Annotated in this window: 9 protein-coding genes; 7 read left to right on the top strand and 2 right to left on the bottom strand. The window is 62.5% G+C overall.

The annotated features are described in order from the left end of the window. Positions 1-76 precede the first annotated feature (76 nt). The 4 genes from HWX91_RS07630 (at position 77) to tkt (ending at position 5,801) form a co-directional block, all read left to right on the top strand. On the top strand, positions 77-526 hold the full coding sequence (locus tag HWX91_RS07630) for a sugar dehydrogenase complex small subunit (protein WP_028194544.1): 450 nt from the start codon (positions 77-79) through the stop codon (positions 524-526). A gap of 3 nt (positions 527-529) precedes the next feature. Beyond that, positions 530-2,152 carry a GMC family oxidoreductase gene (locus tag HWX91_RS07625; RefSeq protein ID WP_028194543.1) on the top strand — a complete coding sequence of 541 codons (1,623 nt, stop codon included), beginning with the start codon at positions 530-532 and terminating at the stop codon, positions 2,150-2,152. A 2-nt stretch (positions 2,153-2,154) separates the two neighbouring features. Further along, positions 2,155-3,450, top strand: coding sequence for a cytochrome c (locus HWX91_RS07620; protein ID WP_028194542.1), 1,296 nt, complete (start codon positions 2,155-2,157; stop codon positions 3,448-3,450). A gap of 266 nt (positions 3,451-3,716) precedes the next feature. Further along, entirely contained in the window at positions 3,717-5,801 is a 2,085-nt protein-coding gene (gene tkt, locus HWX91_RS07615; RefSeq protein WP_028194541.1) for a transketolase, read from the top strand. 28 nt (positions 5,802-5,829) lie between these two features. Here the strand turns inward: tkt and zapE are convergent, their stop codons facing one another. Both zapE and HWX91_RS07605 read right to left on the bottom strand, forming a co-directional pair. Further along, positions 5,830-6,945 (bottom strand): cell division protein ZapE, encoded by a 1,116-nt coding sequence (gene zapE / locus HWX91_RS07610; protein WP_028194540.1) that lies wholly within the window; start codon positions 6,943-6,945, stop codon positions 5,830-5,832. Positions 6,946-6,996: 51 nt separating this feature from the next. Beyond that, entirely contained in the window at positions 6,997-9,318 is a 2,322-nt protein-coding gene (locus HWX91_RS07605) for a hybrid sensor histidine kinase/response regulator (RefSeq protein WP_028194539.1), read from the bottom strand. A gap of 504 nt (positions 9,319-9,822) precedes the next feature. On the opposite strand from HWX91_RS07605, the gene HWX91_RS07600 reads away from it, so the two are divergent. The 3 genes from HWX91_RS07600 (at position 9,823) to HWX91_RS07590 (ending at position 14,941) form a co-directional block, all read left to right on the top strand. Then, complete coding sequence (locus HWX91_RS07600) at positions 9,823-10,281, top strand: response regulator (protein WP_028194538.1); 459 nt, start codon at positions 9,823-9,825, stop codon at positions 10,279-10,281. Between the two features lie 101 nt (positions 10,282-10,382). After that, on the top strand, positions 10,383-12,599 hold the full coding sequence (gene glgX, locus HWX91_RS07595; RefSeq protein WP_028194537.1) for a glycogen debranching protein GlgX: 2,217 nt from the start codon (positions 10,383-10,385) through the stop codon (positions 12,597-12,599). A 188-nt stretch (positions 12,600-12,787) separates the two neighbouring features. Then, a complete protein-coding gene (locus HWX91_RS07590; RefSeq protein WP_028194536.1) occupies positions 12,788-14,941 on the top strand; it encodes a hybrid sensor histidine kinase/response regulator in 2,154 nt (717 codons plus the stop codon). Positions 14,942-15,000 lie beyond the last annotated feature (59 nt).

Raw genomic sequence — 15,000 nt, 5'->3', positions numbered from 1 at the left:
GACTCACAAGGGAACAACAACATTGACTCCACAAGACTCTCACGGCGAGCTCGCCGCGAGCGATGAACCGTCCACGATGACGCGCCGCCGCTGGCTGCAAGGCGCGCTCGCGTTGACCGCCGCGGGCCTCACCGGCTCGCTCACGCTCAAGGCGCTGGCCGACGACTCGGCCGTGTCACCCATCGACGCCTTCATGACGCTGTCGCAATCGCTGACGGCGAGACCCGCTCTCGATCGCGATGTCGGCACGCGCCTGCTGGCCGCGTTGCAGAAGTCCACGCCCGATCTCGCGCCGCAGTTGCCGAAGCTGGCCGGCGCGCTCGCCGCCGGTTCCGCCGACGCCGCGCAGCAGGCGCTCGCGCTGAAGATCATGGAAGCCTGGTATCTCGGCACGGTCGACAATCAGGTTGTCACGTATGAACAGGCGCTGATGTACGACGTGGTGTCCGACACGTTGATCATTCGTTCGTACTGTCCCAACAAGCCCGGTTTCTGGGCCGCCAAACCCATCGAAAGGCAAGCCTGAGCTATGGCCGATGCACAAAACCAGGCTGAACAAGCCGATATCGTCGTAGTCGGGTCGGGCGTTGCGGGCGCGATCGTCGCGCATCAGTTGGCGTTGGCGGGCAAGTCCGTGATCCTGCTCGAAGCAGGCCCGCGCATGCCGCGCTGGGAGATCGTCGAGCGCTTTCGCAACCAGTTCGACAAGTCGGACAACTCCGCGCCGTATCCGTCCAGCGCGTGGGCGCCGCATCCGGAATACGGTCCGCCGAACAACTATCTGATCCTGAAGGGCGAGCACAAATTCAACTCGCAGTACATCCGCGCGGTGGGCGGCACGACATGGCACTGGGCCGCGTCCGCATGGCGCTTCATGCCGAACGATTTCCGCATGAAGACCACCTACGGCGTGGGCCGCGACTGGCCGATGGACTACGAGGAATTGGAGCCGTACTACCAGCGTGCCGAAGAAGAGCTCGGTGTGTGGGGGCCGACGGACGAAGAACTCGGTTCGCCGCGCAGCCAGCCGTATCCGATGGCGCCGCTGCCGCTCTCGTATAACGAGCAGACCATCAAGAGCAAGCTCAACGCATTCGACTCGGGTTATCACGTGGTGACCGAACCGGTTGCGCGTAACAGCCGTCCGTACGACGGGCGCCCAACCTGTTGCGGCAATAACAACTGCATGCCGATCTGCCCGATCGGCGCAATGTACAACGGCATCGTACACGTCGAAAAAGCGGAGCAGGCCGGCGCGAAGCTGATCGTCAACGCTGTCGTCTACAAGCTCGAAGTGGGTGCGGACAAGCGCATCACCGCCGCGCTGTACAAAGATCCGCAAGGCAACGAGCATCGCGTGGAAGGCAAGTATTTCGTGCTGGCCGCGAACGGTATCGAAACGCCGAAGATCATGCTGATGTCCACCAGCCACGATTTCCCGCACGGCGTGGGCAATAGCTCCGACATGGTGGGCCGCAATCTGATGGACCATCCGGGCACGGGCATTACGTTCTACGCGGACGAAAAACTCTGGCCGGGCCGCGGTCCACAGGAAATGACCTCGCTGATCGGCTTTCGCGACGGCCCGTTCCGCGCGAACGAGGCCGCCAAGAAGATCCACCTGTCGAACCTGTCACGCATCGACCAGGAAACGCAGAAGATTTTCAAGCAGGGCAAGCTGATCAAGCCGGCTGAACTGGACGCGCAGATTCGCGACCGTTCGGCGCGCTTTGTCGAGTTCGACTGCTTCCACGAAATCCTCCCGCAGCCGCAAAACCGCATCGTGCCGAGCAAAACGGAGGTCGACGCGATCGGCATTCCGCGCCCCGAGATCACGTACGCGATCGACGACTACGTGAAACGCGGCGCCGTCCATACCAAAGAGGTCTACACGAACGCGGCGAAAGTGCTGGGCGGCACCGAGATCGAGTATCAGGACGAATTCGCGCCGAACAATCACATTACCGGCGCGACGATCATGGGCAGCGACCCGCGCGACTCGGTGGTCGACAAACATTGCCGGACCTTCGATCACCCGAACCTGTTTATTTCGAGCAGCGCGACGATGCCGACCGTGGGCACCGTCAACGTGACGCTGACCATCGCCGCGCTGGCACTGCGCATGGCCGACCAGTTGAAGAAGGAAGTTTAAACGTGCTGAAAAAGACCTTTTTCTGGCTGCTGGCCGGTGCGTTGACCTGGCCCGCATTGGCGCAGGCCGATGATTCCGCGAGTCCGGTGAGCGGCACCGACACCGCGTTGATCAAACGCGGCGAGTACCTCGCCACCGCGGGCGATTGCATGGCCTGCCATAGCACCGCCAAAGGCAAGCCCTATGCCGGCGGCCTGCCGCTCAAAGTGCCGATGCTCGGTACGATCTATTCGAGCAACATCACGCCGGACCCGCAAACGGGTATCGGCGCGTGGACGCTTGCGGACTTCGATCGCGCGCTGCGCAAGGGCGTCTCGAGGGACGGCCACAATCTGTATCCGGCGATGCCGTACGTGTCTTACGCGAAGGTCAGCGACGACGACGTGAAGGCCTTATATGCGTACTTCCGTTACGGCGTGGCACCGGTGAACGAGGCCACGCGCGCGAGCGACATTCCGTGGCCGCTCGACATGCGCTGGCCGCTGACCGTATGGAACTGGGTGTTCCTGAAAAACGGTGCGTATGAAGCGAAGCCGAATCAGAGCGTCGCCTGGAATCGCGGCGCGTATCTCGTGCAGGGCCTCGCGCATTGCAGCACGTGTCACACGCCGCGCGGCTTCGCGATGCAGGAGAAGGCACTGGATGAAACCGGCAGCGGTTTCCTCGGCGGTTCGGTGCTGGCGGGTTGGGAGGGCTACAACATCACCTCGTCGGTCAATAGCGGCATTGGCGGCTGGAACCACGCGCAACTCGTGCAGTATCTGGAAACCGGCAGCGTGCCGGGTCTCGCGCAAGCGGCCGGCCCGATGGGCGAGGCCGTCGAGCACAGTTTCTCGAAGATGAGCGACGCGGACATCGATGCAATCGCCACGTATGTTCACACGGTGCCGGCTGTAGAGGGCGGCAGTTCGCAAGCTCGCAGCACGTGGGGCAAGCCATCGACCGACGTTACGCGTTTGCGCGGCGTTGCGTTGAGCGACGGCACGCTCGACCCGGCACGGTTGTACCTCGGCAATTGCGCAAGCTGCCACCAGGCGCAAGGCAAGGGCACACCGGATGGCTACTATCCGCCGCTGCTGCACAACTCGACGGTGGGTGCGTCCAATCCGGGCAACCTCGTCCAGGTGATCCTGCACGGCGTGCAGCGCAAAACGGCCGCCAACGACGTCGGCATGCCGGCCTTCGCCACGCAGTTGAATGACGCGCAAGTCGCCGCGTTGACCAACTATGTGACGACGCAGTTCGGCAATCCGGCGGCCACGCGGGTGACCGATAAGGACGTCGCGAAGCTGCGTTAGGTCGATCAACCGGGGCATGCGTACGAGGCCGCTGGGTCACCATTAAAACCGCAAGCCGAATGAAAGGGCCGCCGCCAATCATCGGTACAACGGGGCATTCGATGTAACGTGCCGTGCAGTTTTGTGCGCATCGGCGCATCATCGATAGGCCTTGCGGTCCTCAAGCGTCCTTTCCACGTTCTTCCGCGCGAACACGGTTCGCCGGGCACGGCCGATGCACGTCGTCCCGGCGAAGAGTTCCCAACCGCCGAACAAGGAGTGTCCCTATGCAAAACGATCCCGCCCTCGATCAGTTGTGCATCAACACGATTCGCACGCTGTCGATGGACGCAGTGCAAAAGGCTAATTCCGGTCACCCCGGCACGCCGATGGCACTGGCGCCAGTTGCCTATCATCTGTGGCAAAACCACCTTCGCTACGATCCGGACGAGCCGCTCTGGCCGAACCGGGATCGTTTCGTGCTCTCGGTGGGGCATGCTTCGATGCTGTTGTACTCGCTGCTGCATCTGGCCGGCGTAAAGGCCGTGGATGAGCACGGCAAGCCCACCGGTTCGCCCGCCGTCTCGCTCGACGACATAGAACATTTCCGCCAGCTCGACAGCAAGACACCGGGCCACCCCGAGTACCGTTTGACCACCGGTGTGGAAACGACGACCGGTCCGCTCGGTCAGGGGCTCGGCAATAGCGTCGGCATGGCAATGGCGGCGCGCTGGTACGAAAGCCACTTCAACAAACCGGACGTGCCGCTGTTCGATTACCGCGTCTATGCGCTATGCGGCGACGGCGACATGATGGAAGGCATCTCGCACGAAGCGGCGTCGCTCGCCGGACATCTGCAATTGTCGAATCTGATCTGGATCTACGACAGCAATCGCGTGACGATTGAAGGCCACACGGATCTCGCGTATAGCGACGACGTGGAAAGCCGCTTTCGCGGTTACAACTGGCACACGCTTCGGGTGAACGACGCGAACGACGCCGCGGCGCTGGAGGCCGCGTTTGTCGAAGCGAAAAGCATCACGGACCGGCCGACGCTAATCGTGGTGCACAGCATTATCGGCTGGGGCGCGCCGCATAAGCAGGACACCTCCGCCGCGCACGGCGAAGCGCTCGGCGTCGAAGAAGTGGCGCTGACCAAGAAGTTTTATGGCTGGCCGGAAGACAAGTTTTTCTACGTGCCGGACGGCGTGCGTGAACGCTTCGCAGAGGGTATCGGTGCGCGCGGCAAGGCGGCGCGCGCAGCATGGCAGACGAAGCTCGACGCATACAGCACGAAATATCCGGACCTGTCACGCCAGTTCGCACAAATGGAAGCGCATGAATTGCCCGCGGGCTGGGACAGCGATATCCCAACCTTCGATGCGGATCCAAAGGGAATCGCGTCACGCGATTCATCCGGCAAGGTGCTCAACGCGATTGCCGCGCGCGTGCCATGGATGATCGGCGGCGCGGCCGATCTCGCGCCGTCCACCAAGACCAATCTGAAATTCGAAGGCGCGGGTAGTTTCGAGCACGACAACTATGGCGGCTGCAATCTGCACTTCGGGATTCGCGAACACGGCATGGGCGCGGCGGTGAATGGTCTCGCGTTGTCGAATTTGCGGCCGTTCGGTTCGACCTTCCTGATTTTCAGCGACTACATGAAGCCGCCGATTCGCCTGTCCGCGATCATGGAGGTGCCGTCCATCTTTGTGTTCACGCACGATTCGATCGGCGTCGGCGAAGATGGCCCAACCCATCAGCCGATCGAGCAACTGGCGTCGCTGCGTGGGGTGCCGGGGCTGACCGTATTGCGCCCGGGCGACGCGAACGAAGTTGCCGAGGCATGGCGCGTAGCCATGTCGGATCCACGGCGGCCGTCGTGCATTGTCGTGTCGCGCCAGGCGTTGCCGACGCTGGACCGCACGCGCTATGCGCCGGCCAGCGGCGTGCAGAAGGGCGCGTATGTGCTTGCCGACGCGCCGGACGGGCAGAAGCCCGAGGTGATTCTGCTCGCCACGGGCAGCGAGTTGTCGCTCTGCGTCGACGCCTACGAGAAGCTGAAAAGCGAAGGGATTGCCGCGCGGGTGGTTTCAATGCCGTCGTGGGATCTTTTCGAGCGTCAGGACGAGGCATATCAGGAGGCCGTGCTGCCGTCCGATGTGGACGCACGTGTGGCCGTCGAGCAGGCGGCAACGCTCGGTTGGGATCGTTATGTCGGGCGGCTCGGCGCGCAGGTGGTGATGCATACGTTCGGCGCGTCCGCACCGCTGGCCGACCTGAAGAAGAAGTTCGGCTTCACGCCCGAGCGCGTGTATGACGCCGCGAAGCAGCAGATTGCGCGGGTGAAGGGCAAGACCGGCAAGCAGTAGCAGGGCCTGTTTGCAGGCGTTCGCGCGGCTAGTACGGCGAGGCGAGCGTCTGCACCGCCGTTGCTCCAGTCTCCACGCTACCGGCCGTACCGTCGAGCGTGTTGCGATAGCCATGCGATTGCATTTCCGCAAGCCTGCTGAGTGTTCTCGACAGATCGTGCGCGCCCTCCAGTCCGCCGAGCGCCGCCTCGATCGGCTGATCGGAGGCGATGAACAGCGCGCATTTGCGGTCGTAGAAGATGTCGACGAGCCAGATGAACCGTTGCAGCGTGTGGGCTTTGGCAAGCCATTCGGTGTGCACGCGGTCGAGAATCAGGCCATGCCATTGCTCGGCGAGATCCAGATAATCGAGGTGCGAACGGCTCGCCACGCACAGGCTCTCGAAGTCCGCCCATAGCAAGGCCGCGCCCGCGGCACGTGCAACGAGCGGCCGGCCTGCCGCGCTGACGGTGGTTGACGCCAAGGCCTCGTTGCCTTCATAGCGCACAAAAATGTCCAGTAGCGCTTCGTGCGTTGCCGGGTCGAGCGGTGCAAAAAAATGCGGAAGTGCCGCTTCTTCGGCGCCAAAACGGTAATCGCGCGCACCGTCGAAGTGAATCACCGTGAAGCAGCGTTTGATCTGTTCGATGGTCGGCAGGAAGCGCTCGTGAAACTCCGGGTCGGACAATAGCGTGTCCGGTGCGTAGTTCGACGTCAGTACGATGCGCGTGCCCTGGCCGATCGCGGTATCGAGAAAGCGGCCCATCAGGAATGCATCGGCGATATCGTGCACATGAAATTCGTCGAAGCACAGCAACTCCACGCCGTCGAGCCATTGTTTCGAGACCGAGCCCAGCCGATCGTCGCCGCGCGGCTCGTTCACCAGACGCCGGTTCATCTCGCGTAGAAACTCGTGAAAGTGCACGCGCCGTTTGCGGCAGTCCGCCAACTCGAACACCGTATCGACCACCAGACTTTTGCCCCGGCCAGGCAGCCCATGGCAATACACGCCCTGATGCGCGCGCGCGGCGTCGGTTTTCAGACGGTGCCCGTTATCATTCGCGCCGAGCAACGTGACGAGCGCCGCAATGGCATCACGCTGCGTGGCATCGGGAACGATCTGGCGCGCGGCGAGGGCACCGACTATCTGGGTTTCATCGGGCATCGGTTGAAGTTTCTGTCTGTTGTTTCTATGCGCTTTTTGTTCGTCACCGGGTCAGCGCCTCAAAACCCGCTGCAATTCGCGCGGATCGACCGGCTTGGTGAAATGATGGTCGAAGCCGGCCGCTTCGGCGGTCTGCTTGTCCTGCTGCTGGCCCCAACCGGTGACGGCGATCAGCAGCATGCCGGCATCGTGATAATCGCTGCGAACGCGGCGCGCCACTTCATAGCCGTTCAGGCGCGGCAAGCCGATGTCGAGAATCACCGCATGCGGGGCGAATTCGCCGATCAGTTGCAGCCCGGCGATACCGTCACCGGCTGTGCGAACCTCGTGGCCTTCGAGTTCGAGCACCATGGCGAGACTATCGGCGGCGTCCGCATTGTCGTCGACGATCACCACACGCAAGCCTTGCGAGCGCGGTACATCGAGCGGCGCGCTACCGGAAGGCTGCGGGATCGCTTTCGACAAGGGCAGACGGATCACGAACTCGCTGCCGCTGCCCGGACCGTTGCTGAATGCGGCCACGGTGCCGCCGTGCAGTTCGGCGAGGCCGCGCACCAACGCGAGACCGATGCCGAGGCCGCCCTGCGAGCGGTCCAGCGCAGGGGCGAGTTGCGAGAACATTTCGAACACGCTGTTCAGATGCTCGCGCGGAATACCGATGCCTGAATCGCGCACCACGATCACCGCTTCATCGCCTTCGCGCGATGCGGCGAGCGAAATGTCGCCGCCTGGCGGCGTGTACTTGGCGGCATTGTTCAACAGGTTCAGGATCATCTGCGACAGCCGTGTGGGATCGGCGTCGAGATAGAGCGCCTCGCGCGGCAAGGTCACGCTCAGATGATGCGCCGAGGCCTGCACGGTGGGCCGCGCCGCTTCCATGGCCGCCTGCATCGCGCGGGCGAGTTCGAGCCGCTGTTTGCGCAATTCGAGCTTGCCCTGCGTGATGCGCGACACTTCCAGCAGGTCGTCGACCAGATGCGTCATGTGTTGCAATTGCCGCTCGAATACGTCGCGCGACCAGCTTAGCTGCGGGTCGGCAAAATCTTTCAGACGCAGGATTTCGAGCACGTTGCGCATCGGCGCGAGCGGGTTGCGCAACTCATGTGCGAGCGTGGCGAGAAATTCGTCCTTGCGGCGGTCCGCCTTCGAGAGTTCCAGGTTCAGGCGTTGCAGTTGCTGTTCGGCACGTCTGCGCCCGGTGATGTCACGGCTTACGCTAACTGCGCCATAGATGTCGCCGCGTGCGTTCGCCAGCGGTTTGACGACCGTTTCGCAGACGCCGTGGGTGCCGTCGCGTCGCACGAAAACCAGTTCGCTGCGCCACGTGCCCTCGGCGGCGAGGGCGGCGAGAGCTTCCCGGCGAATGCGCAATGCGTCTTCCGGCAGATTGAACATTGCAATTGGCTTGCCGAGAATTTCACGCCTCCGGTAACCCAGCATGCGCTCGCCGCCGGCGTTGAAATCGGTGATGTTGCCGCGCAGATCAGTGATGACGATCGCGTCGCTCAGATGCTCGAAAATGGCAGCCTGACGCAACAGCACGGTCTGCGCGTCCTTGCGCCCGGTAATGTCGATGCCGAGACCGTAGATCGTCAGCGGCTCGCCGTGCTGGTCGTAGGTGGCGCGGCCGCGGCCTTCCATCCAGCACCAGTCGCCGCTCGCATGCAGGAAGCGGAATTCGGCGACGTAATCATCGCCGTTTGCCACGGCAAGGTCGACCGCCTGCTTGAGCGCGCTCAGGTCGCCGGGGTGGATCAGTTCGAAAAAGCCCTCGGGCATTTTTGCAAAGCGTCCCTCGGCATAGCCCGCGAGCGCTTCCAGTTCGCGGCTCCACCAGAATTTGCCCGATTCCGGCTCATGCGACCACGCACCCATGCGCGCCCCGCGCATGGCGAGACTCAGCACGTCACGGCTTTCCTGCAAAGCTTTCTGCGCGAGCTGATGCCCGGCGAGGGACGCTTCCGCGTTGCGGCGCGCAAGCAGCAATTCCTGCTCGTACTTATGACGATCCGCGACGATCAGCGCCGCCACTTCGACGTAGCTGCTTTCGCCATGACGGCGGCTCACTGCGTTAAGCAGCATCGGCACGACGTGGCCGTCCCGATGCAGCATGTTCAGTTTGACCTCGGCCACTGAGCCTTGTTTGTGCAGCAGCGGCGACCAGTGCGTCCGGTAGAACACCTTGCCCTCGGTAGTCAGCAGATCCTGAATAGACTTCGCCTCGGCGAGTTCCGCCGCGCTATAGCCAAGCCATGTGCAAAAGGTGGTGTTGACACGCAGGATCCAGCCATCGGGAGTGGTCACGAGCAGGCCGCAGGCGGCATGCTCGAACAGGGCATCGGAGGAGGGCAGCGGACGGTACGCGCTCTGCATCGTCTTATGGGCTCAGCGGCTCGGCGCTACGGGGCATGCACGGATTGCAGCCAGCGCCATGCGCCGGCACCATGGTCCGCTTGCCGCTAGCGCAAATCTTTATGTCGTTGTATTTGCTGAAGCTCATGATCGAATCCTGTGACCTGCCAGTGGGCCAGGGTAAGCGATAAATACTGCGGTAAATATGGCGGTAAATACTCCAGGGCCCGGCGCGAATAGGGAATGTTACCGAAGTTTGAGTGTTTTCCCCAACCCGAGGGGACTATATCCGTCCGTATACAGCGGGATAATGATGTCGAAGTGAATGCAAAGTTATGCGCAATGCACGTAATCAGCACGATATGCACGGCGAAAGGGCGTTTCATCGATCTTTCCGCACAACAACCCGCGCTTGCGCACGATGTATCGGGGCGAGTCAAGACAGCATAAATCAGGAAGCGGCAGCGCGCCCGGTGAGCTATGTTGACGAAACAGGAAGTGGCAGCGCAGACCAGGGAGAATGAGGTGACGTTCGACAACAGAATGGACGAGAACGATGACGTTGTGGTTTGGCGGCCCATCCCGTATGCGATGGCTTCGAACCGTCGCGTGCTCGTGGTCGACGATTACCGGGAAGCGGCTGAAGCGCTGCAAATGCTGCTGGCTGCCGACGGTTTCGAGTGCCGCGCGCTTGAAGACCCGTTTGCCGTTTGCGAGGCGGCCTGTGAATGGCGGCCGTTCGCGGTTCTGCTCGACATCAAGATGCCGGGTCTCGACGGCTTCGAACTGGCGCGCCGCCTGCGCGCCGATCCGTTGACTTCGGACATGCTGCTGGTGGCCTGTACGGCATTTTCTTCACGCGCCGACCGGGCGCGTGCCAAAGCAGCGGGTTTCGACGCGCATTGTGCCAAACCCCTGACGCCGGAGCGTCTCTTGCGCGTGCTCGAATCGGCTGCCGCGATGCCTGCGCTCGGGCCACCGTAAAATTTACGCCAGAGCGGTGTCTGGGTCCGGAATTTGCTGGAGCAGCAAGCTTGCACATGCCAAACACATGTGCGGCATTCTCAGCTTCCACAGGAATCCCTATGTCATCCCAGACCAGCTATTCGACGCGCATCGCGGAAGGCACACCGTTCCCGCTCGGCGCGACGTGGAACGGAAGCGGTGTCAATTTCGCGCTGTTTTCAGCGCACGCAACCCGGGTCGAACTGTGTCTGTTCGATGAAACCGGCGAGACGGAAATCGAACGCATCGAACTGCCGGAGTACACCGACGAGGTCTGGCACGTGTTCGTGCCAGGTCTGAAACCGGGTGCGGTGTACGGTTACCGGGTCCACGGTCCTTACGAGCCGGAAAATGGACATCGCTTCAATCCGAACAAACTTTTACTCGATCCCTACGCCAAAGCGCATATCGGCGAGCTGAAGTGGGCGCCGGAAATCTTCGGTTATACGCTGGATTCGGAAGAGGGCGACCTGTCATTCGACGAACGGGATAGCGCCCCCTTCGTGCCGAAGTGCAAGGTGGTGGACGCCAATTTTTCGTGGAGTCATCCGGAACGCAATGCGCTGCCCTGGGAGCGCGTGATCTTCTATGAGACCCATGTGCGCGGTTTTACCAAACGCCACCCCGGCGTACCGGAAAATCTGCGCGGCACCTTCGCGGGGCTCGGCCAGCAGGTCGTGCTCGATTACATCAAGGGGCTCGGCGTCACCTCGGTCGAATTGATGCCGGTTCAGACCTTCGTCAACGACAGCTACCTGCTCGACAAGGGGCTCACCAACTACTGGGGCTACAACACGATCGGCTTCTTCGCGGCCGATCCGCGCTATTTCGCGTCGTCGAGCGACCCGGTGGGCGAATTCAAGGAAATGGTGGACGGCTTTCATAACGCGAATCTGGAAGTCGTTCTCGACGTTGTCTACAACCACACTGCCGAAGGCAACGAGCGCGGCCCGACGATTTCTTTCAAAGGCATCGACAACGCGTCTTACTATCGCCTGATGCCTGACGAGCCGCGCTATTACATCAACGACACCGGCACGGGCAATACGCTCAATCTGTCTCATCCACGCGTGCTGCAAATGGTGACCGATAGCCTGCGCTACTGGGTGACCGAGATGAAGGTGGATGGTTTCCGTTTCGACCTTGCCACGATTCTCGGCCGCGAAGCGCACGGTTTCGACGAAGGCGGCGGCTTTCTCGACAGTTGCCGGCAAGACCCGGTGCTCTCGAGTGTGCGGCTGGTTGCCGAGCCTTGGGACTGCGGCCCCGGCGGCTATCAGGTAGGCGGCTTCCCACCGGGATGGGCCGAATGGAACGACCGTTTCCGCGACACGGTGCGCGAGTACTGGAAGGGCGATGAAGGCAAGGTGCCCGATCTCGCGACACGCCTGACCGGTTCCGGCGACAAGTTCAACCATCGCGGCCGGCGGCCATGGGCGAGCGTCAACTTCATCAGCGCGCACGACGGGTTCACGCTCAACGACCTGGTCTCGTACAACGACAAGCATAACGAGGCCAACGGCGAGAACAACCAGGACGGCCACTCGGACAACAAGTCGTGGAACATGGGCGTCGAAGGCCCGACCGACGATCCGGAAATCCGCCAGCAACGCGAGCGTCAGAAGCGCAATCTGCTGGCTACGCTGCTGCTCTCGCAAGGCACGCCGATGATTCTTGCGGGCGACGAGTTTGGCCGCACGCAAAAGGGCAATAACAATGCATATTGCCAGGACAACGAGATCAGTTGGGTCGATTGGGAAGGCATCGACGACGACGGACGCGCGTTGACCGAGTTCGTCAAGAATCTGACCACGCTGCGTCACCGTCTGCCGGTATTGCGTCGCGGACGCTTTCTCACCGGCGAATTCAACGAGGCGCTCGAGGTGACCGACGCGCGCTGGCTTTCGCCCGACGGTACCGATCTTTCGCAGGAGCAGTGGGACGACCCGGCAATGCGCTGCTTCGGCCTCGTGATCGACGGGCGCGCGCAGGCGAGCGGCATCAGGCGTCCCGCGTCCGATGCGACCTTGCTGCTGGTGCTCAATGCCCATCACGACGTGGTCAATTTCACGCTGCCGGATATTCCCGAAGGCGATCAGTGGACCTGTCTGCTGGATACGAACATGCCGGTGCGCCCGGAGTTGCCACAATTCAGCGCGGGCGATGCCTATCAGGTAACCGGCCGATCCCTGCTGCTGTTCGCACTCGACGCGCCGAGCCGCGCAACCCAGCGCGTATTCGAACGTCTGGAAGAACAATTGACCAGCGACGAAGGCGAACAGCCCGCCGGCACGTGAGCGAGGCGTGGCTTTCGCGTGAACCGGTTGTAATCCCTGCCGCGGCGCGTGTAACGTTTTCACGGCCCGGCACCCTATGGAGAACGGCGGAAGTGCGGTAAATTCCGTGGAAAGGAAATAGCGCACGAACAACGTGGGGGCGTTGTGCACTGCCACCCGACCACTCATTTTTCATGGAGATCGTGACCGTGCAACGTGCGGAGCGTGCCGCAATCGACTTCCCCATGCCGTCGCGTAATTTCGCGGCGACGCGGCGCGTGCTGCTGATCGTGCTTGCCGTGTCGATTGTGTTCCCGCTGACCTGTCTGGCGGGTTATGGCTATTTCGACTACCAGCGCCGGATTGCCGACTCGAACGACGTGATCGACCGGCTCGCGCGCGTGGCCGAGGAGCAGGCCGTCAAAGTGTTGGACCTCAACCAGCAGATGGCTTCGCGCATTGTGGATCTGCTAGGCAATGACGACGACACGCGGATTCGTATGCAGGAAGCCAGCCTGCACGACCGGTTGCGGCAAATCGGCGGCGACTTTCCGCAGGTCGCGTCGATTTACCTGCTCGGTGCGAACGGCGATCTGCTGGTGTCGAGCCGCGCTTATCCGGCGCCTGTCATGTCGACGAGTCAACGCGACGACTTCGTTACCGCTAAGGCGATGCGGCCGCAGCCGTACTTTTCCCAGCCGATGTTCGGGCCGCTGTCGCAGACCAATGTGTTCAATACGTCGATTGGCCGTTCCGGCGAGAACGGGCAATTTCTCGGCGTGGTGTCCGTGGCGCTGCGCACCGAGTACTTTTCGCGCTTCTATCGCGATCTGACGAATGGCGATCCGTCGCTCTCGTTGGGGCTGTACCGCCAGGATGCCAGCCTGCTGGTGCGCTATCCCCCGTGGCCCAAGGGCGCCAAGCCGACCCCGCACAGCGCGTTTAGCGCGGCGTTGCGCGACAAGCAGTTGTTCGGCCACATTCGTCTGACCTCCTCGGTCGACGGCGTCGAACGGCTGCTGGCTTTTCGCCGGGTCGGCGACTACCCGCTCTATGTGATGAGCGCCTACGCGACGGCCGCGATCGCCGACGCATGGCGCCAGCACTTCATGGTGATCGCGGGGATCACGGCCGTGCCTTGCCTCGCGATCTGGCTGCTGGTGTTTTTCTCGTTACGTCAGCTCGCCGACGAGCGCCGCGCGTGGGAGCGCTGGCAAGGGGAAGTGGCCATGCGTCTTTCCGCGGAGGCATCGACCCGGCAATTGCAGCGCATGGGCGCGCTCGGCAATCTGGTCGCCAACGTCGCGCATGACTTCAACAATCTGCTGATGGTGGTGTCGGCCAACACCGAGCTTGCGCGTTTGAAGCGTTACAACAGCCTCGAAAAAGAGGTGCAAGCCATCGAACGCGCCACCGCCACGGCGGAATCGTTGACCCGGCAGCTCCTGAGCGTGGCGAAGAAGCAGCCGCTCAAACAGCAGCCGGTCGACCTTGCCACGTGGCTGCCGAACGCCGCGCCGCTGATCGACGCATCGCTCGGCGACAACATCGAATTTGCGTTGAACATGGTCGACAACATCTGGCCGGTGCTGGCCGATCCGACCGACCTCGAATTCGCGATCATGAATCTGGCGGTCAACGCCCGCGATGCGATGCCGCGCGGCGGGCGCTTCGTGATCCGTTGCCAGAATAACCGCCTGGTGGGCAGCGACACTTTGTTGCCGGACGGCGAATATGTGCTGATCACCTGTTCCGACGACGGCGAGGGCATGCCCGATACGGTTGTCCGTCGCGCGTTCGAGCCGCTCTTTACGACCAAGCTGCGCGGCTCGGGCACCGGTCTCGGCCTCGCCCAGGTTCTCGCCATGTGCGAACAGGCCGGCGGCACGGCCAAAATCGACAGCGTGCCCGGCCGCGGCACGACCGTCAGACTTTACTTGCCGCGCTATCGCGAACGGCAAAAAGCCCGGGTGCCGGAGGTGGAAACGACACTGGAGCCAGCGCTGGCGTCAAAAGGCGTGGTGCTGCTGGTGGAAGACAACGAAGACGTGGCGGCCGGCGTCGCCGCCGTGCTGGAGACCTTTGGCTGCGAAGTGCACCACGAACCGACCGCCGATCAGGCGCTCGATCTGCTGAACGGCGGCGCGACATTCGAACTCGTGCTGTCCGATATCCAGATGCCGGGCAGGCTCAACGGCATCGATCTTGCTGAGAAGGTGCGCAGCGCCTGGCCCGCGCAGAAGATCGCGCTGATGACGGGCTACGCCGACGAACTCGAACGGGCGCGCCGCCTCGGTGTGGCGATACTCGCCAAACCCTTCAATATCGACGAATTGCACGCCCTGGTGGTTTGCGAACCGTAAGACTGGGCCCGCCGGGCACCGGTCTTTGCAATGCGGCGCAACACACGCGACAATGCGGG

The sequence above is a fragment of the Paraburkholderia fungorum genome (assembly GCF_902833645.1).
GTDB classification, from domain to species: Bacteria; Pseudomonadota; Gammaproteobacteria; order Burkholderiales; family Burkholderiaceae; genus Paraburkholderia; species Paraburkholderia fungorum.
The sequence above is the reverse complement of the archived record's forward strand: the minus strand, read 5'-3'. Positions and strand labels throughout refer to the sequence as shown.